Source organism: Convivina praedatoris (genome assembly GCF_933208495.1).
GTDB lineage: Bacteria > Bacillota > Bacilli > Lactobacillales > Lactobacillaceae > Convivina > Convivina praedatoris.
The window spans coordinates 19,029-39,648 of record NZ_CAKOET010000004.1; the positions used below are offsets into that span (position 1 = coordinate 19,029).

The 20,620-nt window shown below is 40.5% G+C and carries 19 protein-coding genes and 2 other annotated features (1 of these 21 running past the window's edge); of the genes, 4 read left to right on the forward strand and 15 right to left on the reverse strand.

What is annotated here, in order from left to right; genetic code table 11:
- Positions 1-19 precede the first annotated feature (19 nt).
- The 8 genes from M4974_RS04515 to M4974_RS04550 form a co-directional block, all read right to left on the reverse strand.
- Positions 20-664 (reverse strand): HD domain-containing protein, encoded by a 645-nt coding sequence (locus M4974_RS04515; RefSeq protein ID WP_248706435.1) that lies wholly within the window; start codon positions 662-664, stop codon positions 20-22.
- Positions 655-972, reverse strand: a complete 318-nt coding sequence (locus M4974_RS04520; protein WP_248706434.1) for a CHY zinc finger protein — start codon at positions 970-972, stop codon at positions 655-657. Before M4974_RS04520 ends, M4974_RS04515 begins: the two co-directional genes overlap by 10 nt.
- Before the next feature lie 172 nt (positions 973-1,144).
- Entirely contained in the window at positions 1,145-2,182 is a 1,038-nt protein-coding gene (locus M4974_RS04525; protein WP_248706433.1) for an ATP-grasp domain-containing protein, read from the reverse strand.
- Positions 2,182-3,483: a F390 synthetase-related protein gene (locus tag M4974_RS04530; protein ID WP_248706432.1), complete on the reverse strand. Its 1,302-nt coding sequence runs from the start codon at positions 3,481-3,483 to the stop codon at positions 2,182-2,184. Before M4974_RS04530 ends, M4974_RS04525 begins: the two co-directional genes overlap by 1 nt.
- Positions 3,474-4,271 carry an MBL fold metallo-hydrolase gene (locus tag M4974_RS04535; RefSeq protein WP_248706431.1) on the reverse strand — a complete coding sequence of 266 codons (798 nt, stop codon included), beginning with the start codon at positions 4,269-4,271 and terminating at the stop codon, positions 3,474-3,476. Before M4974_RS04535 ends, M4974_RS04530 begins: the two co-directional genes overlap by 10 nt.
- Entirely contained in the window at positions 4,255-5,247 is a 993-nt protein-coding gene (locus M4974_RS04540; protein ID WP_248706430.1) for an NAD-dependent epimerase/dehydratase family protein, read from the reverse strand. Before M4974_RS04540 ends, M4974_RS04535 begins: the two co-directional genes overlap by 17 nt.
- 1 nt (position 5,248) lies before the next feature.
- Positions 5,249-6,253, reverse strand: a complete 1,005-nt coding sequence (locus tag M4974_RS04545; RefSeq protein WP_248706429.1) for a 3-oxoacyl-[acyl-carrier-protein] synthase III C-terminal domain-containing protein — start codon at positions 6,251-6,253, stop codon at positions 5,249-5,251.
- 186 nt (positions 6,254-6,439) lie between these two features.
- Positions 6,440-7,822 carry a glutamate--cysteine ligase gene (locus tag M4974_RS04550; RefSeq protein WP_248706428.1) on the reverse strand — a complete coding sequence of 461 codons (1,383 nt, stop codon included), beginning with the start codon at positions 7,820-7,822 and terminating at the stop codon, positions 6,440-6,442.
- Positions 7,823-8,037: 215 nt separating this feature from the next.
- Positions 8,038-8,270 (forward strand) — a binding site (T-box leader).
- A 141-nt stretch (positions 8,271-8,411) separates the two neighbouring features.
- On the opposite strand from M4974_RS04550, the gene argC reads away from it, so the two are divergent.
- From argC to M4974_RS04570, 4 genes are read left to right on the forward strand one after another with little or no spacing between them, the layout of a single operon-like run.
- The gene (gene argC, locus M4974_RS04555; RefSeq protein WP_248706427.1) at positions 8,412-9,443 is read left to right on the forward strand and encodes an N-acetyl-gamma-glutamyl-phosphate reductase; all 1,032 of its coding nucleotides are present in this window, start codon (positions 8,412-8,414) and stop codon (positions 9,441-9,443) included.
- Positions 9,427-10,638 carry a bifunctional glutamate N-acetyltransferase/amino-acid acetyltransferase ArgJ gene (gene argJ, locus M4974_RS04560; protein WP_371831396.1) on the forward strand — a complete coding sequence of 404 codons (1,212 nt, stop codon included), beginning with the start codon at positions 9,427-9,429 and terminating at the stop codon, positions 10,636-10,638. Before argC ends, argJ begins: the two co-directional genes overlap by 17 nt.
- Before the next feature lie 4 nt (positions 10,639-10,642).
- A complete protein-coding gene (gene argB / locus M4974_RS04565) occupies positions 10,643-11,350 on the forward strand; it encodes an acetylglutamate kinase (RefSeq protein WP_248706425.1) in 708 nt (235 codons plus the stop codon).
- A gap of 20 nt (positions 11,351-11,370) precedes the next feature.
- On the forward strand, positions 11,371-12,528 hold the full coding sequence (locus M4974_RS04570; protein WP_248715791.1) for an acetylornithine transaminase: 1,158 nt from the start codon (positions 11,371-11,373) through the stop codon (positions 12,526-12,528).
- A gap of 44 nt (positions 12,529-12,572) precedes the next feature.
- Here the strand turns inward: M4974_RS04570 and M4974_RS04575 are convergent, their stop codons facing one another.
- The 7 genes from M4974_RS04575 to M4974_RS04605 form a co-directional block, all read right to left on the reverse strand.
- Complete coding sequence (locus M4974_RS04575; protein ID WP_248706424.1) at positions 12,573-14,048, reverse strand: MFS transporter; 1,476 nt, start codon at positions 14,046-14,048, stop codon at positions 12,573-12,575.
- 54 nt (positions 14,049-14,102) lie between these two features.
- Entirely contained in the window at positions 14,103-14,387 is a 285-nt protein-coding gene (locus tag M4974_RS04580) for an ArsR/SmtB family transcription factor (protein ID WP_248706423.1), read from the reverse strand.
- A 125-nt stretch (positions 14,388-14,512) separates the two neighbouring features.
- Complete coding sequence (gene argF, locus M4974_RS04585) at positions 14,513-15,568, reverse strand: ornithine carbamoyltransferase (RefSeq protein WP_248706422.1); 1,056 nt, start codon at positions 15,566-15,568, stop codon at positions 14,513-14,515.
- 6 nt (positions 15,569-15,574) lie between these two features.
- Positions 15,575-16,966 (reverse strand): argininosuccinate lyase, encoded by a 1,392-nt coding sequence (argH, locus tag M4974_RS04590; RefSeq protein ID WP_248706421.1) that lies wholly within the window; start codon positions 16,964-16,966, stop codon positions 15,575-15,577.
- Positions 16,967-16,969: 3 nt separating this feature from the next.
- A complete protein-coding gene (locus tag M4974_RS04595; protein WP_248706420.1) occupies positions 16,970-18,199 on the reverse strand; it encodes an argininosuccinate synthase in 1,230 nt (409 codons plus the stop codon).
- A gap of 25 nt (positions 18,200-18,224) precedes the next feature.
- Positions 18,225-18,968, reverse strand: coding sequence for an amino acid ABC transporter ATP-binding protein (locus tag M4974_RS04600; protein WP_248706419.1), 744 nt, complete (start codon positions 18,966-18,968; stop codon positions 18,225-18,227).
- The gene (locus tag M4974_RS04605; protein WP_248706418.1) at positions 18,961-20,427 is read right to left on the reverse strand and encodes an ABC transporter substrate-binding protein/permease; all 1,467 of its coding nucleotides are present in this window, start codon (positions 20,425-20,427) and stop codon (positions 18,961-18,963) included. Before M4974_RS04605 ends, M4974_RS04600 begins: the two co-directional genes overlap by 8 nt.
- 59 nt (positions 20,428-20,486) lie before the next feature.
- Positions 20,487-20,620 (reverse strand) — a binding site (T-box leader); it runs 85 nt beyond the window's last position.

Here is a 20,620-nt window from a genome sequence, read left to right on the forward strand (position 1 = left end):
CCAACTAAAATGGTAATTATTATACAATTTCGTCTTTAAATTCTTGCAAAAATTTTTGCATGTAATCGGTCCGGCGGATGGCTTCATGGCGACCAGCCTGCGTGTTCATCAAATCTTTTAATTTTAAAAGTTTTTCGTAAAAATGATTAATGCTGGTGCTAGGATGATTACGATAAGCACTTTTATCCTGAATTTCAATCGGCTGAATTTCAGGGTCATAAATTACTTGCTTATGCGCTCCACCATAAGCAAAAGCGCGCGCAATCCCAATTGCCCCGATGGCATCTAATCGATCCGCATCTTGCACACATTGCCCAACTAAAGAAAGGGGCTGTTTTTGTCCCAAATTAGCTGAAAATGACATATGCTCAATAATGTATAAAATTTCAGCCTGGTTTACCTCGCTAATTCCCTCCTGCCCCAGTAAACTTTTCACTTCTACAATAGCCTGATTTGGATCACCGACTAACTTATCATCGATAGTATCATGCAAATAAGCCGCCAAGATTAGCATTTCCTGATTATCTATCTCATCTTGAATTTGTTCCTGTTGATATAGCCCAACTGCCAAATTGACCACTCGCTGAGCATGCCAATAATCATGCCCCGTAACATCTCCATCCATTTTTTGATGAACAAACTCTTGAATATGACTTAATTGCATGATGACTCCTTAAAATAAATATTGCGATGCACACTACATTTGGGATTAAAGGCGGCCTGACAAGACGGACAGGCCCCAGCGACATACTGATTATAATTCATTAATCGCTGACAAACACCACATAACACTGGTAAATCGTTGGGATCACAGGCAACAAATAAATGCTCTACCAAGGCATCATGGCATTGATAACAGGCATAGTATTGTTGACACTGCCTACATTTTAAAGCCGCAATATCATTGGGCTGATGATAATGACGACAGCGCCCCTGTTGATCTATATCTAAACCATAAATTGTTTTATCCATTCTTATGCCTCAATTACATGCCAAAAATCGTACAGTAACTAACTGGCATCGAACTGAATTAAATTTTCAAGCCCGATAGCTTATGATACGTATTGAAAAAATTTTATTCACATGTTAACTTTACCAAACTGATTCTAGTAAAAAAAGCCAGGAAAATTTCCTGGCTTTTTTACTATTCACCATCCCATTCAATATCATAGACCGTCGCTTGTCGTAAATTAATACCTTCTTGGTGAGCATAACGCCACCAATCATACATCTGAACAAACTGTAAATAATAAGGATGGGCAATCGCCATACCATTAAAGATATCTTTAGAATGCCTAAAAGCATGACTCGTTAAAATTGGATGACGCCAAAACAGCGGTAGTAAGGCCAAGCTAGCACGACGATCAGATTTCAAAGAAACCCTTTCTCCACGCCAAAAATTGGCATTTAAAAGCACCAAACCACTCGTTCCACGGGGATTAATATCAATGAAATATAGCCTTTGATCCGCATCACTTTCAATAAGATCAGCACCAATCAACCCCGTATAATTAGTGGATCGCATTAGTTTAGCAAATTCAGCTAAAATGTCTGGCCTTTGCTGATCAGCAAAATAAACACTCGATGATCCCCGAAAATTAAAGGCCTTGTCATAGACAATCCCCGCCTGGATTTGACCATCTTGGGCGATCACAGTTATACACCATTCCTTACCCGTAATTTTTTCTTGGTAAAAATATGGTTGTCCTTGATCCACCTCACCAACACCAGTAAATCGTGAGTAATCATTTTTAATAATTCGATCTGGTCCAGGTTCATTAAAACTTCTAGGAACTGATAAACCTGCTCCTTGTAATAATTTGCCATAGTTACGTTTATGGTGTAATTGACTAATAACCGAAAAATCACCGGCAAATAATGGCACAATTAAATCTTGGCGTTGTCGACTAAGCCAAAAAGTTTCTTCATTACTAGGTAAAATCCAATCAATATCATGTTTTTTAACAATCGCATTAATATCAGCAATATATTGATTAGGCTGAAAGCGACAAGGGGCTGTGGTTTCAAAACCTTCTAATTTTTGAAAATGACGACCTAAGGCAAAATCAACACTGTCAGTAGCCCAAACCTTGAAATTAGCTTCGACCAATTGGCTCATCAAGGCTACCGCAATTGGAGCCCGCGCACCCGTTACTAATACCCGTGATCCTTGGATCCGCATTACACCTTCCCTTTCTGTTTTTCGCGAATAATTTTACGCCGCTTACCATTTTTAAAATCATAATGATACGCCACAAAATTCACTGCGGGCACTTCTAAATGATGCGTTTGCAAGAATTTAATTAAATTATCCATAACCGCTTGTTGGTAGGTTTCTTCTTCTAATGCAATTGTTAAATGGTGTGGATCTTGCTGAATAATTTGATAGTTTTGAATATTGGCATTAGCTTCCAAAACAACCTTCCGCAAGAAATCTGGAAAGACTTTTTGGAATCCTTGCTTATTCTCTTGAGCAAAAATCAGCAGATCATCTTCACGCCCAATAATTCGTTCTAGCGCTAAGTAAGGCGAGCCACAAGGACAGGGCGTCACTTTTTCTTGTAAAATATCATTTAAACGATATCGAATTAAAGGTTGTGAATGTCGATAAAAATCAGTAATGATTGGGACGAACAGATGCTGTTCTTCATCAATGACATCTTTTTCCACTAATAAATTGTCTTCATTAAGATGCAAAGTCCCATAAGGACAGGTTGCGCCTAAGAATCCCTCAGTTGCTTGGTAAACTTGATGAATAATTTGACCAGTTTGCCTTTCCAACCAGCTTTTATCTTCTGGTTCCAAAGTTTCCGCAATTGAAATAATTTTCTTAAAACCAAAATCAAGATTGTGTTCTTGGTAATAACCAACAATCTCTAGCAACATGGTTGGTGGCGCGATTAAAATTGTGGCATCAAAAGGTACCAAATCAACCAAGTTTTTTTGAGGATCACGCATTAAATCAAAAAATTTAAATTTTAAAAATCGCGACCCAGTTGATTCATAGAGATTATTATTAGCCCGCATAAAAAAGGCTACCCGTTCTTGATGCTTTGGTATTTTAGGTAATAATTTACCGATAATAGCCCCAGCCCATAGTCCGCGTTCCCGTCGACTGGTAATAAAAACGCCTTGATTCCCTGAGGTTCCGGTAGACAAACCAACACTAATACCGGGTCTAATTTCAGCATCAAACTGCCGCGTTTCTTCTTGATGGCGGGCAAAATTACGAGTTTGGTCAAAATCCAATCCCAGCGTGTTCACTTGATTAAAGCTCCCCATCCAATGTGCTTTATCACTAATTGGAATTTGCGACCAGGAACCATTTTTATAATCAGAATAATAATGACCAGCAGGTAACCACCTTAATAAACGTTGCAAACGACGCTGTTGGACCTTTTCTAGTTGAGCACGAGAACGCAAATGTTTCATATCCCAGCGCGTTTTAGTATAAGAACCCAAAAAATCAAAAACTAAAACCATTGACTTTCCCTACTTTCATGCGCTAACAAAATTTTAACCCCTTGCTGGTAATAATCATGTACCTTTTGAATACTTTTTTGGTAGAGCGGCCATGAATACATCATCATATGGGCTAATTTAGCTGGTCCATTATCTGGATCCTGGACCTCAGCTTGACTCCAAGCAGCATCAGCGGCTAGTAAAATATCCTGATTGGATTGTTGATCTTGGAATTTCAAGCCAAACATAGCCCGACTATGTCCAGATAACTCGACTAATTCCAAACTATCAGCTCCAAATAAACCAACTGGCGCAGCTACCTGCACACTTTTCCCTTTTTGAGCAACCGGTTCCAACAGATACTTCAAATACCCATGACGAACTTGGGTAGTCCCCTTAAGGTTTTGAGCGTAATCCAATTCAGCCGGTTCAATTAAAATTTGACTCTGCGGAAAAGCTCGCAAATCGCCGATATGATCGGCATGCAAATGTGACAAAATAATAATTTTAATATCAGTCGGCTCAATACCATGTTTTTTTAGTTGGGCAATCACACTCTGATTTTCTCGCATTTTCACTGGCGTTACCCAGCGATAAAATCGGGCTGGGAAACCTTGAGTGGCCGTCAAAAACTCCTTGCTATAACCGGTATCTACCATGATATAACCCAAATCATCATGATGGAGTAAAAAAGTTAAAGCCGGGATTTTTTTAATTTTTAAACTTTTATGATGTCGGTTAATCACAAAACTAGGAGCAATCGTAAAACCGGTATCTAAAATAGCTACTAATTTAATTTTGCTGGGCATCAACAAACTCCTGAATTCCTTGATTTGTTGTCTTAATCGGCTGATAGTTAAGTAATTCTTGAGCCTTATTAATTGACAACGTTTGCGTATGGCCCAAAACACTGGCCACATAACGCGTAATTTGTGGTGTCTTTCGGGTGCCAATCACTCGGTGAATAGCTTCATCAAGGGCTCCGGCGGTGAAAAGTAGACCAAAGGGGATTGGCTTAATCTTTAAAGGCACATCTAATCGTTTAGTTAGGTAAACTAATATTTCATGCATATTACGTGGTTGCCCATCCGTAATATTATAAATTTGATTTAAAGCCGCGGGATTATTGGTTTCTAAGGCTAACCGAATGGATTCAACCACATTCGAAACATTGGTAACATCAATCCATTGCGACTTACCGTACTTAGGTAAAGGAATTCCTCCCTGGGCATTTCGATCCAAAAGGGGCTTTAAAATCGTCTCATCATTTGGTCCGAAAATAGCTCGGGGACGAATAATAATATAAGGGATGGGATTTCCCATGACTAATTGATCGGCTTTAGCCTTAGTTTGAGCATAATAATTCGCAAACTTTTTAGGTAAAGGATAATCTTCAGTAATCATATGTGCGGTCTCGTAATGGAAATAAACCGAGGGCGATGAAATTTGGATAAAGCGTTTAACCTGAGCTAAATCGGCAACTTTCAAGATGTTAGCTGTACCAACCACATTGGCTTGATAAAACCATTCTTTGGGTCCCCAATATTCTGAACGGGCCGCCCCATGTACAATGGCATCCGGCGCTATATCCACCAAAGTTTGAATTTGAGCTGACGATAATTGTGCTAAATCCATTGGCAAAAACCGAATGCCATACTGATCCACTAATTGTTGCCCTATCGTTTGGTTGCGACCAATCCCATAAATTTCATATTTTTGCGCTAAATCAGCAACAAATTGACGTCCTAATAAACCAGTCACACCTGTTAGTAGAATTTTTTTCATTTTAGTACTCAAAAATTAGTCCTTGCATGGTCAAACCAGCGGCAGTTCCAATTAACAAGACTTTATCGCCTCGTTTGATATCACCACGGTCAATGGCCATTGCCAAAGTTGTTGGAATTGAAGCTGAAACCATGTTTCCATGATCTTCAATGATTGAATAAAACTTATCATCAGGAATACCGAGGTGCTTTTTCATAATTTTCATGGCTAAACCACTTGCTTGATGAGGAACAACCATGTCGATGTCCTTTAAGTCCAAGCCAGCTTCTTGAAGTAATTCATCCACAAAATCAGGTACCTTACGCATCGCTAAACGGAAAGTAGCCTGCCCATCCATATGGAACATAAAATCAGTCTTAGGTTGTTGTGCATAAACCTTAGGTGGAATAGCACTACCACCACCACGAATTTCAGTGTCGTGGGCCCCGCTACCATAAGTTGCCATTTTATTGGCTAATACGTGAACGGCCTGATTATCATCCACGCCCAAAATAGCAGCAGCTGAACCATCACCAAACAGTAAGGCATTCTTAGGTTCATCAAAATTTAATGACAGTGAAGGCAAGTCGGTACTGACGATGCCAACTCGTTGGTATTTACCCAAACTAATCATATTGGCCATCAAATCAAAAGCTGTAACAAAGCTAATGCAAGTTGCGTTAATGTCAAAGGCCGGAATACCAGCTGCTTCCTCTCCATAAGCTGCTTGTAGTAACGGTGCTGTCGCCGGAATAGCTTGGCTAGGCACAGCTGAAGCACAGATAATAACATCTAAATCATTAATCTTAAGATCAGCACGTTGTAAGGCTTGATCCAAAGAGGCTTTGGCAAGGCGAATTCCTTCATCATTGACCCCTTCAACGGTTGTATGACGCCGTGAATGGATACCAGTAACTCGCTCCGCCCACTTAGGATCCACACCCATCCGCTCGGCCAAATCCTTGGTGTAAACAATGTTATCTGGCTCTGCCAGTCCCATACTGATTAATGTGGCTGTTTGTGTCATTCTTTTTGCTCCTCTATGTCATTAGCTTTATTTATCATTATGTAGAAAACATATTGATATATTAAATCTATCTATGTTTCCCCTATAACGCAACTTTGCTATAAATATAACGAATTCTTGATACAAAAATAACGAAATATATACCATAAAAAAGGCCAGGACAATTGTCCTAGCCTTCTTTTATAATTAGCGAATTTCAGCTGGATACTCAACATGATGCCAAGGTTGATCAAAAAGAATTTCTCGTAACTTTTGATCTGAGACATACTGACCGTCCACTGACATTTTATAAATACGACGACTTTGAATCTCTTCAATGGCAGCATCTTGATACATTTGGGCTTGCCGAATTGCATACTCAACCAATGAATCGTCAACAATCATCGTTTCTAATTGAGCCGAAAGGGTCGTAGCTGGATTGACAACCCGTTGATATAACTCTTTCAAAGTTCTTTGCACGTTAACCGATAGACCCACATCGGCCACAAATCCTTGAAGTTTATCCATAAATTCTAAGGCTTGCGTCTGATAGCTAGTCATCGAAGTCGCGGGTTCTAACGCGACCTGTTCATTCATTTCTTCAGCTAATTGCTGAGAATGTGCATTCCAAGTACTTTCCGTCATCATAAAGTACATCACTAATAGCCGCACAAAACGAACAGTCGAATCACGAACCCCAATCGAAGAAGTTGGATCCAAATCCAACATCCTTAACTCCAAGTAGTCCAAGCCCCGTTCAGCCATCCCTTCTAGTCCACCAACGGATTTCAAACGAATTGGGCCATGGAATTCGGATTCTCCCTGAATCTGTCCGGAATCAATCGCAGCCAAAATAGCCTTTTCATAAGCAGCAACGCTAGTGTAATCGCCACGAAATTCACTAAAAAGCCCAAAGTTACGCGAAGAACGTAAAGAACGAACCGGGTGGTCTGGTCGAGTATCAGTATAGTAATTTTTTTCTGTAATGGGTGCGGCGCCAAACAAATAAGTCAACAACCAGCGATACTGGACAAATCCGTGGACCACCTTATCAAACATGGCATTTTTTAACTTAGCTGGTGTATCATATTCATCTTTTAAATAGGCAAACAAAGATTCCGTCAGCGCATCATCAAAACTCAAGTTAATGTGTACCCCAGTTGGCACGGAACGACGGATATCATGACGACTCAACCAATTCCGGTAATACTCAGCCTTTTCAGGGGTGACATGTGAAATCTCCAAAGTACTTAAATCTTCAGGCAAAATTGGTGGCATTGATAGTGGCCAGAGCAAATCATCATCCTGGCTCAACGAAGCCCGTAGCGTATGATTTAAAGCTGTCAAATCACGTACTGCTTCAGCTGAGTTATCCGCCGTTGGGGTAATCAACTCACTTTGGCTATTCAAAAAATCGTTTTTAATATGACGATTTTGCTTTTGATCACCCAATTCTTCTGGAAAATCATGAGTTGTTAAACGCCCATCTTTTTCCACCCGATGCATTTCGACTTCCAGACCCATTCGAACATCCATCATGGTGGCCTCTAGGTCTTGATTTAAAATTAGCTTTCCAATTTCTCCTAGCATCTTCCTATCCTCTTGCTTGTATTCTGACAGTTAAATTATCAACTATATCATCCTCTTTCTCCATGGAAAAAGAGCTTCATTAGATAATTAGATTATAGTATATTGGGTTCTATAAAGGAATACTAATGATTTTTTAATTTTATTCTTATTTAACTTGACAAAATAAAATCTATTCCATAAGATAATAGCTAATAAACATTAGATTTTAATTAATATTAAAAACTATGATTGGAAATTTTAGTTAAATTTGTTTTTACAGAAAAGCTGGATGTTAATTCGTGAGAACCGGCCAAAAAAATTAACTAGATCGTGCCCATGAGTTGACCCCTGAAGTGATTAGGGGGTTCCGGTTACTAGCCCGTTATGCTAAAAGTTTTTTAACTTTACAAGCTAAAAGTGTCATTACTTTTAGAAATTGAGGTGGTACCACGTTATTGACGTCCTCTTGGATTTAATTATCCAGGGGGACGTTTTTTATTTTCAGAAAGCGAAGTATTAGTAATGTACACCAAACGACGACGGGGATTCCCCGCTATAAATTAACAACACACAAACAACCCAATAATCAATATAAATTAAGGAGTCTATGATGAAAATCGCTCTCGTTGGTATTACCGGCTATGCCGGTATGCAACTTTACCAATTATTACAAGACCATCCCAATGTGACCCAAATTAACATTTATCAACATGATTTATCACAAAAAACGCCCCTTTGGCAGGTAAACGATCGGTTAGATTACCAGCATCAAGTCACGGCGCTTCCCTACGATAGTCAACAAATTATGGTTGATAATGACGTGCTATTTTTAGCAACAAGTGCCGGTATCGCCACCCAGTTAGCTCAGCCCTTTTTAGATCAAGATTTTCCAGTAATTGATCTATCAGGCGATTTTCGTTTGAAAGAGCCCGAAACTTATCAAAAATGGTATCACAAAGACGGCCCCACCAGCCAAAATCTGGCACACTCCTACTACGGATTAGCTGATTTAAATTACAACAATCAACATCACTACATCGCTAATCCCGGCTGCTATGCTACAGCTACTTTATTAGGATTAGCTCCCTTAATCCAAGCGGATTTAATTCATCCCGATAGCATTATCGTTGATGCTAAATCTGGCTTATCCGGTGCTGGTAAAAGTCTAAGTACTTCATCCCATTATCTACGAGCCAATGAAAATATGCAGGTTTATAAAGCTAATCAACATCAGCATATCCCTGAAATTTTAGCGCAACTACAAGCCTGGAATCCGACAATTCCCCATCTGCAATTTATGACTTCACTGATTCCCATTGACCGTGGCATTATGGCTTCAATTTATACCAAGGTGAAACCTGGAATTAGTCAAACTGACATTAAACAAGCCTATCAAAAACAGTATCAAGATGCCCCATTTATCAATTTATTTGATGAGGATTTACCGGACATTAAAAGCGTTGTTGGTAGTAATAATTGCAATATTGGCCTCGCCTTTAATGAAAAAACCGGCTACCTTTTAACAGTCTCAGTGATTGATAACATGCTCAAAGGTGCCGCCGGTCAAGCTATTCAAAATATGAACCAACTCTTTCATTTGAGCGACACCAGCGGATTACCACTCCATTCCAATACTTTTTAGGAGGAACATTATGGAAATTAAATTTACTTGGCCACAAGGCTTTCAATCCGGTGCCACTCATGCTGGTTTTAAAGCCGAACAAGACCTAGATTTTGGTTGGTTGGTTTCTGATGTACCGGCAGTTGCCGCCGGTGTATACACTAAAAATCAATTCCAAGCTGCCCCCACTCAATTTACTAAAAGCTTAATTCAAAAAGGACAAACTTTACAAGCTCTTGTGATTAATAGTGGTAATGCTAATTCTTTTACTGGGCAACTTGGTTTAGATAATGTTGCCCAAAGTGGTCAGTTAGTCGCTGAAAAACTCAATATCAGTCCTAACTTAGTGGGAGTGGCCTCAACTGGGGTTATTGGTAAGCAAATGCCGATGGATAAATTTAAGGACGGCCTTGCAAAACTCACATTAACAGCCCAATCGCAACTGCCAGAAGCCATTCTTACCACTGATACTCATAGTAAAAAAACTTGTCAGGCGCTAACCATTGACGGAAAAACTGTCACGATAACTGGCTTTGCCAAGGGTTCAGGTATGATCCATCCCAATATGGGTACCACCCTGGGCTTTATTGCCACAGACGCTAAGATTGAAGGCCCCTTACTCCAAGATTTACTGCGGGAACTAATTCAAAGCTCTTTTAATCAAATTACCGTTGATGGCTGCATGTCCACCAACGATATGGTAGTAGTGTTAGCCAATGGTCAGGCCCAAAATCAAACACTAACCAGCGAGCATTCTGAATTCGTTAGCTTCAAAAACGCCTTGCAAACAGTTTTAATTAATTTGGCAAAAATGGTTGCGGCTGATGGTGAAGGCGCCAATAAATTAATTGAAGCACAGGTTCAAAATGCAGCCAATCCAGTCGAAGCCAACCAAGTTGCCAAGGCAATTGTCGGTTCAAATTTAATTAAAGCCATGATTTTTGGTGAAGATGGCAACTGGGGACGAATTGTCCAAGCCATTGGCCAAACCCAAGCGCAATTAAATCCCAACCAACTAGACATCCAAATTGGTGGCATCCCCTTAGTGGAGAACAGTTTGACTGTTCCTGTTAATCAAAGTGCCCTTCACCAAATTTTAGCGACTGACAAAATTATCATTACTGTCAATTTACATTGTGGTGAGGCGCAAGGTATGGCTTGGGGCTGTGATTTAACCTATCAATACGTTGAAATTAACGCTGCCTATGAGGGATAAAGCGATGATTATCATTAAAATTGGTGGCAATGCCATCCATCAACTTACCAACGATTTTTTTAAGCAAATCCAAACTTGGTTGGACCAACAAAAACAAATCATTATCGTCCATGGGGGCGGTCAACTAATTACTGCTACTAGTGAATTTTTTGATTTACCGGTACAAAAAATTGATGGCATTCGCAAGACCTCATCGGCTGAAATGTTACTAACTCAGGGACTTTTATCAGATGTCATCCAGCCCTATTTTGCTCAATTATTTCAGCAACATGGCATCGACTGTCAGCCCCTAAACCTTAACGGGCAAACCCTCTTACAAGGTCAATATGGTCAAGTCGGCCAGGTAACCAGCATTCAAACTAAGTTATTGGAACAGATTCCAAACGACAGGGTGATTTTAATTAATTCACTGGCCCAAACACCTCAAGGACAGCTATTAAATGTTAATGCAGATCAGGCTGCCCAAGCTTTGGCAGTGCTAACACAGGCACAACAATTAATTTTACTGACTGACGTACCTGGTATTTTAGTTGACCAAGAACTTCAAACTAAGTTAACGCCAATCTTAGCCCAGCAATTTATTCAAGCAGGACAAATTACCGGTGGCATGGTTCCTAAAATTAAAGCTGCTTTAGCTAGTTTGAACGACGGCGTCCAACAAATTACAATTACCAACCAACTTAATCATCTTGGTACTACAATTACTCATTAAAAATGACGGAGGAATCTTATATGAATGCAACCATGTCAACCTACCAACGCTTTCCCATCGAACTTATTGGTGGTCATGATTTTCACTTAATTGATCAAAATGGTAAGAGCTACGTTGATCTTACCGCCGGAATTGGCGTTTGTAACTTTGGCTATAGTAACTGTGCCATCCAACAAGCAGCGACTCAGCAAATTAGCCAATTATGGCATATCTCCAATCTCTATCAAAACCCCTTAGCCGAAGAAGTCGCGGAATTACTTTGTCCGGCTGATTACCAAGCTTTCTTCTGTAATTCTGGTACGGAAGCCAACGAAGCAGCCCTTAAACTAGCCTTTAAAGTTGCCTCCGATAAAGCTACTAATCATCCCAAAGAAATTGTAGCTTTTAATTATGGCTTCCATGGTCGCACAATCGGCTCTCTGTCCGTAACTGGTTATCCCCACATTCAAGAAGGCTTTGACCCCCTGCTCCCCCACGTTAAGATGGTTGATTATAATCAGGAACAGGCCTTAACAGCTATTAATGAAAATACGGTGGCGGTTATTTTAGAAGTCATCCAAGGTGAAGGCGGCGTTAATGTCGGTCATCAGCAGTGGCTACAGGCTGTCCAAGCTCAATGTCAAGCAACCCAGACACTACTAATCGTTGATGAGGTACAGACGGGTATGGGCCGGACAGGCTATCAATTTGCTTACCAGCAATTTGGTCTGGAGCCTGATATTATCACGGTGGCCAAGGGGCTGGCCAATGGCTTACCCGTCGGGGCGATGTTAGCTAAAAAGAATGTTGCAAAACACTTTAAAATTGGTGACCATGGAACTACTTTTGGTGGCAACTTAGTCGCTATGGCGGCGGCTAAGGAGGTTTTGAAGCAGCTAACTCCTACTTTTTTGACCAGTGTACAAAATAAGGGGGCATTCTTAATGAAGCTATTACAGCAGGAAATCGCCCCCCTTGCCCAGGTAAAGACTATTAGTGGCGCTGGTTTAATGATTGGCATTCATCTGACCGAAGCAGTACCAGTTAATCAAGTAATTACTACCCTTCAAAACGCTGGTTATCTGACTCTATCGGCTCGGGAAAACACACTCCGGCTCCTACCGCCCCTGATAATCGATGAAAACCATTTAAGACAAGCAGTTGATGCCATTAAACTTGCGATTGCAACGCAAGCATAATAAAAATCCCCGTTAACAATGACGTTAACGAGGATTTTTTTGATTTATTTTACAATTGTCCGCTTTTTATCTGATAGATTCAGAATAATAACCAGAACAAACAAAATCAAGGTAACTATAAAAACCGCATGCATACCCGACAATACTGTCTGAGCTAAAACATCAAAATTTTTACCAACCATGGCGCTGGTATGATTATTACTGCTAATGAATTGATTTACCATATTTTCACTGATTGCAGGTTGCTGGGAAATCTCATGATGAATGGTTAAATTAAATATCAAACCAAAAATACCTGTCGCAATCGTTTGTCCCAACGTTCTACCTAAGGTAATCATGGAAGAAGCTGTGCCGAGGTCTTTTTGTGATACCACATGCTGGGCAATTAAAGTATTCATAGTAATCACAATTCCCAAGACAAAACCAGTTATAGCGGAAATAACATAGAATAAATGCTCTGGAAAATGAATCGAAACAAAAATCAGTGGTAGATAGGTTAAGGCCATGATAATAATTAACGGTAAGGCAATATATTTTGGCGCAAATTTTTTAACTAAGCTTCCCACCAAAAATGATGAAAATAACCACAAAATCGGACTAGGCGTCACAGCTAACCCCGCCAGTGAGGGACTGGCATGATAAATCGATTGGAGCCACATCGGAAAATAAGTTTGAAAACCAATTTGAATGGCACTGAGCGCTAAGGTCGTAAAAATTTGAACCAAAAATAATTGATTCCTAAATAATTTTAGGGGCACGATAGGATCAATTGCCTGATGTTCAATTTTCATTAAAACTAAAGTTGCTAATAGGATTACTAGCGTTAAAAAGGCCATTAAAACCCAATTAATTTTAGAAACTGATAAGCATTGAAATAACAACAAGACCGATACAAGTAAAATGGACAAACTAGCAATTCCTAGAAAATCCATCTTTAATTTTTCATGAGCTAGTTTTGAATCATGGTAAGTAGTAAAAATAATTAAAAAGACAATCACTCCAAGGGGCACATTAATAACAAATACCCAGTGCCAGCCCAAATTATCGACAATATAGCCACCCATCAAAGGCCCAAGTAATGCCGAAATTCCCCAAGCAGTATTGTTGAGTGCCAACATCTTAGACCGTTCTTGATAGGTAAATAAATCAGCAATCATCGTAAAGGTAATCGGCATAATGGCTCCGGCACCCAATCCTTGAATCGCTCGAAAGATAATCAAACTTAACATATTACTGGCTAGTCCGCACAGAGCCGAACCAGTTGTAAAAAGGACTAAACCAATTAAAAAAACTGGTTTTCGGCCAATTTGATCGGCTAGTTTACCATATATTGGCGTCGTCAAGGCCGTGGTTAAGAGATACATGGCAAAAATCCAACTTTGATAGGATAAACCATTTAAATCACTGACAATCGTGGGCAAAGCAGTTGTAATAATCGTCGTTTCCACGGAAGTCATAAAGGTCGCAATTAAAATGGCCGTTAGTATAAGATTTCTTGTAAGTCCTTTTTTTATGTTCATTTTCTCTCCTTTTTATTTCTATAATTATCGAACTAAAAGGCAAAAATAAAGGATTCATAAAGAATCTAAGAATCCGGGTAAATATTTATTAAAAGTTTCCTGATTTAAAGACAAATACTTACTTTGTGCTTCTTTTCTCGTGTTAGTTAATCCGACTGCTCTAAGGGCCTTAAAGTGATAAGAGACAGTGGATTTACTAATAGATAGCTGGGCACCGACTTCCCCACAAGTCATTTCCCGATTACTAGCCTGCAGAGTGCGAATTATTTTTAAGCGATTTGCATCCGATAAAGTTTTAAATATTTCAGCTCTTTTTTGATCTTCTAGTTCGATTTCCATAGAACTACCTTATCACATTATTTGGAAATCAATCAAATTTTGTCATAGGGAATTTTTAAAATACAAAGTTAAAACTAAACTAAACACAAAAAACCCACTTAATTTGATTAAGTGGGTTTTAATATCTATAATAAATCCAAATTCCCTAACGTAGCTGCCATAATCGCCATAATCGCTGGTTTCCGGTTTTCAGCCTGTTGGAAATGGCGAGCTTGCGCCCCCTTAAAGACGGCATCACTCATTTCAATACCCGTAGTATCAACTAAACCAGGATATTTCGCATGCAGTTCTTGCGCTACTTGAGTTTGATCATCATGATAAGCCGGTAGGCAGTGCATAGTAATCAAATCGTGCCCATAGTGCTTTGATTTTTGTAACAGGGTCTCATTAATTTGGTAAGGCATCAACGCTTCTAACCGTTCTTGCCAATTATTTTCACCCATACTAACAAAAACATCGCTGTAAAAGACATTGGCCTCAGCGGCGCCTTGATCTAAATCGTCAGTAATCAAAACCTGACTACCTGCTGCTTGAGCGTATTTTTGTGCCAGTTCAACCGTTTCTTGGTCAGGTTGCAAACTTTGTGGCGCAATAATATTGACATTAATCCCCACCATAGCTCCGGCCACCAAAAGTGAGCGAGCAACGTTATTGCGCCCATCCCCAACATAGGCCAGCGTAATCTGATTATCCAACTGACCAAACTCACTTTGCAAAGTCATAAAATCAGCAATCATCTGGGTCGGATGCCATTGATCACTCAAAGCATTCCAAACTGGCGCATGTTTACCATTCGTATCATAAGCATCGGCGGCCATCTCTTCAATATCAGCCTGACCAAAACCACGATAGGCAATCCCGTCGGCAACACCGGCCAAGACATGCGCCGTATCGGCAACAGACTCTTTCTTACCGAATTGGCTCGAGGCAGGATCCAAAAAGACCGTGTTAGCCCCCATTTCCTGGGCTCCAAGTTCAAAGGCCAAACGGGTTCGTGTTGAATTCTTGGCGAAAAGTAAAATGACATTTTTACCTTTTAAAAAGGGTTGGAGAGTCTGATTCTGTTTGGCGGTCTTAATTTCTTGACCAAACTCAACCAATGCTTTTAACTGCGCTGGTGTAAAATCAATTTCCTTAAGATAGGATTTCCCTTGGAAACTGGCTAGTATTTGTTTATCCATCGTATCTTATCCTTTCGTCCGTTGATTTAAAATTGCTTGGTCGCGTTGACTCTCCTTAATAACGTTGGCCACCGCGGTACCACCCAAAGAAGTCCGTCGGTCAACGGCGACCTTAGGATCCAGCACTTGATAAACATCGGCTTCAATCTTGTCTGAATGTTCCTGTAATTCAGTTAATGACATGGCCGTCAAAGACCGCTTTTCCTGCAATCCTTTGAGCACCAAAGCCCCAACAATGGCATGTGCCTGTCGGAATGGAATACCCTTATTGGCTAAATAATCAGCTAATTCAGTGGCATTGGAGAAATCATTTTCCAAGGAAGCTGCCATCTTTTCTGGATGAATTTTTAAAGTAGCCAGCATCCCATTAAAGACCTTCAAAGCTGCTAAAACCGTATCCATGACTGCAAAAGTCCCGGCTTTATCTTCTTGCATATCCTTGTTGTAGGCCAAAGGCAAACCCTTCATAACCGTCAATAGGCCCATCAAGTTTCCATAAACCATCCCCGACTTACCCCGAATTAATTCAGCAAAATCAGCATTCTTCTTCTGGGGCATGATGGAAGAACCAGTGGAGAAGGTGTCATCAAGTTCGACATAGTTAAATTCATAAGACGACCACAAAATTAATTCTTCGGCCATCCGTGATAGATGCATAATCAAAATCGACGCATTACTTAGAAATTCCAAGGCAAAATCTCGGTCAGAAACTGCATCCAAACTATTGTGATAAATCGCATCAAAACCCAATTCATCGGCCACTGTCTGTCGGTTAATCGGAAAAGTGGTACCCGCCAAGGCTGCGGCTCCTAGAGGTAAAATATTGGTATGTTTCTGGTTAAATTCAAACCGTTCATAATCCCGCTGGAACATTTCAAAATAAGCTAACAAATAGTGGCCATAACTAATTGGTTGGGCGTGTTGCATATGGGTATAACCCGGCATAATTACGGCTGCATTTTCTTTAGCTAGTTTCACCAAAGTGCTTTGTAGGGTGGTCAATTCCGCCATCACCACTGGCAAACGATGCTTCACCCAGAGATGAAAGTCAGTGGCAACCTGATCATTTCGAGAACGGGCAGTATGCAATTTACCCGCTACTGGACCGATTTTTTCAGTTAGCAAGGCTTCCATATTCAAATGAATATCTTCGTTTTTTACAGTAAAAGTTAATTGACCAGCGGCTAATTCTTCCTGTAATTCTTGCAAACCAGCTTCAATGGCTTGGGCATCAGCAGGCGGAATAATTCCCTCTTGGCCAAGCATTTTGACATGGGCCAGCGAACCTTCTAAATCTTCAGCCGCCATTTGATAATCAAAGCCAATTGAAGCACCAAATTCATCAACCCATTCCGCCGCTTCCCCAGTGAAACGACCACCCCACAATTTATCACTCATATTTTAATCCTCCAGCTTGTCCGAGTGGACGTGATTAACTTGCTCGTAAACCATGGTTGGCAAACTCCACAACTTGATAAAGCCAGCTGCTGCAACCTGATCAAAGCTATCAGCAGCAGTATAAGTCGCCAATTGCTCATTATACAATGAGTTTTGCTCTGACTGCCGGGCTACAGCTTGAACAGAACCCTTATACAACTTCAACTTTACCTTTCCATTGACAACTGCTTGCGTCGTAACCACAAAGGACATCAAGGCATCAAACAAAGGTGAAATCCACATACCGTTATAAATCAAATCCGTAATTTGGTGCTCCACGATTGGCTTGTAGTGGGCCACATCACGTTCCAAAGTCAAATCTTCCAAATCCTTGTGAGCGGTCATAATAACTGCAGCAGCGGGCGCCTCATAAACTTCACGCGACTTAATACCCACCAACCGGTTTTCAATCTTATCAATCCGGCCAATCCCATGCTTACCGGCAATAACATTTAATTCTTGAATCAAAGCACTTAATTTCATAGCTTGGCCATCCATGGCAACAGGTAAACCGTTTTCAAAGTCCAAATCAATGAATTGCGCTTCATCGGGCGCATCTTGTGGATCAACCGTCATACCCCACGCATCATCTGGAGCTTGGTTCCAAGGATTTTCCAAAATACCAGCCTCATTAGCCCTACCCCATAGATTAGCATCAATTGAGTAAGGGGAAGCCTTACCGATTGGCACTGGTACTCCGTGATCCTTGGCATAATCAATTTCTTCTTCCCGCGACCAGTGGAAGTCACGAATCGGTGCTTCAATTGCTAGGTTCGGATCAAGGGCATGAATTGCTGCTTCAAAACGAACTTGATCGTTTCCCTTACCTGTTGATCCATGGGCAATGGCATGGGCATCATTTTCATGAGCAATTTCAACTAATTTTTTAATAATAAGTGGCCGGGACAAGGCAGAAACCAAAGGATAACTACCTTCATACAAAGCATTAGACAAAATAACCGGAGCCACATATTCATCAGCAAATTCATCTTTGGCATCAACCACAATTGACTCAATCGCCCCAACAGCCAAGCCTTTTTTCTGGATGGCATCCAAATCCTTACCACCTTGACCAACATCCAAAACAACGGCAATCACATCGTAGCCCTTATCCATCAACCATGGAATTGCCACCGAAGTGTCCAAACCACCAGAATAAGCCAATACAATCTTTTCTTTAGTACTTTTTGTCATAATATTTCTCCTTTATTTTCACCTTTTAAATAGTTAATACTTTTTGAATAAAGTCCTGGGTTTTCGCCTCTTGAGGATGATTGAAGAGTTCATCCGGCGTATTTTTCTCTTGAATAACGCCATCGGCCATGAACCAAATTTGATCAGCGACCTTGCGAGCAAAGTTCATCTCGTGGGTGACAATCACCATCGTCATTTTTTCGTTAGCTAGTTCTTTAATAACTGCTAAGACTTCACCAACCATTTCTGGATCAAGGGCACTGGTAGGTTCATCAAAGAGCATGACTTGGGGATGCATGGCCAAAGCACGAGCAATCGCCACCCGTTGTTTTTGACCACCAGACAAACTATCTGGATAAGCAGCAGCTTTTTCGGCCAGACCGACACGGGTTAAATATTGCATGGCCGTGGTCTCAGCATCTTGTTCATTCATCTGCTTCACACGCATCGGCGCTAATTTTATATTTTCCAAAACGGTCATATTTGGAAAAAGATTAAAGCTCTGAAAGACCATTCCAATTTCTTCACCCAGCTGTGATAAATCTTGGGCGGTAGCCTGAGTTAAATCCTTGTCTTGGAAGTAGACGGCACCACTAGTTGGTTTTTCCAACTGATTGATACAGCGTAACAAGGTACTTTTCCCTGATCCAGATGGACCAATTAAGGCAATCACCTCACTAGGTTGAACCTCGCCATTGATATCCTTTAGCACCAAATTATCTTGATACTTTTTTTGTAAGTGTTCAATTTTAATTAATGGCTCATTCATACTTCATCTTCCTCTCTAGGTAATTTAAGCCCCGAGTTAGGGCGAAGGTCATGAGGAAGTAAACCACCATAACCACAATAATTGGTGCGACTCCCCGGTAAGTATCAGCCCGAACTACGTTCAATTCGTAGACTAGGTCAGTAACACCGATAATTGACACAATTGAACTTTCCTTAATGATGGCAATAAATTCATTACCCAAAGCCGGCCAAATATTTTTAAAGGCCTGTGGTAAAATCACAAACCGCATGGCATCTTTGTGGTTTAAGCCAAGACTTTGACTGGCTTCGCGCTGGCCCTTATCTACCGATAAGATACCACCCCGAATAATTTCACTAATATAAGCGGCACTGTTTAAAGTAACAGCGATAATACCGGCCGTTAGCGCTGGCAAGTTCACCACCACGCCCAGTCCAAAGTAGACTAGCAAAACCTGTACCATCATTGGGGTTCCCCGAACAATTTCAATATAACTAATTGCCGGCCAACTCAAAATCTTAAAATGACTCATCTTCATCAAGGCCAAAACGACACCCAGGATGACACCACCCATCACGGCCAAGATTGAAATTAGTAAGGTGTATTGGAAACCCTTAAAGAAGTAATTCCAGTAGTGCAGCATAGAAGTATCAACCGTGTTGGTCTTCATATCCTTAGCAGCATCTTTCATATATTTACTAATCAAATGCTCTTTTTTAATTTGATCAATCGACTGGTTCATAGCTGCAATCAAACTAGTACTACCCTTGGGAGCAGCGATGGCTGTTCCAGTTTCATCACTACTCAAATCATAATCTGATTGGAACATAACCAAGTCTGGATCATTTTGTACATAAGCTTCAGCAACCGGCTTTTCGACTCCCATTGCTTCAATTTTATTGGTCTTCAAGGCTAAGACTAAGTCCGATCCCTTATCCATACCAACTAGCTTACTCTTGGTATACCGTTGCTTGGCTAAATTGTATTGTAAGGTTCCGGTTTGAGTACCAATCGTATGACCATTTAACTGCTTGGCACTCTTCAGTTGCTTATACTTGGCCTTCGTAACCAAGAAGGCTTGACCGCCATTGTAATAAATATTAGAAAAATCAACACTTTGTTTACGTTCTGGCGTTGGATTAATTCCCCCAATAGCAATATCTGCTTTGCCAGTTTCTACAGCAACTAAGACTGAACTAAAACTCATATTTTCAATTTCTAATTTAACGCCCAAATCTTTGGCAATTTTTTTAATAATGTCGATATCCAGACCGACATCTTCTTCTCCCTGACCATGATTAACTTGAAATTCAAAAGGAGGATAGTCGGGCGATAAGGCCACCCGTAAGACACCCTGATCTTTAATTTTTTGCAAATTATCATCATCAGCACTGGCTGAGGTCGATGTAAATACTCCCAACATCAGACCAGCCACCATCACGGCTAATATTTTCTTAAAACACTGCTGCCATCCTTGCATATCTTTCCCTCTCTTTGCGGCGCTATTAATAACAAAAAAGCGCCCCTTAGTTCTATGAACTAAAGGACGCCTGGACGCGGTACCACCTTATTTGTGCCATTAAACAATGACACCTCTCACGATCTAACAATCGTTGGCTCGGTAATGGGAGCATCCAGCATGTGTTTGACGCATACACTCATAAGATACGTTC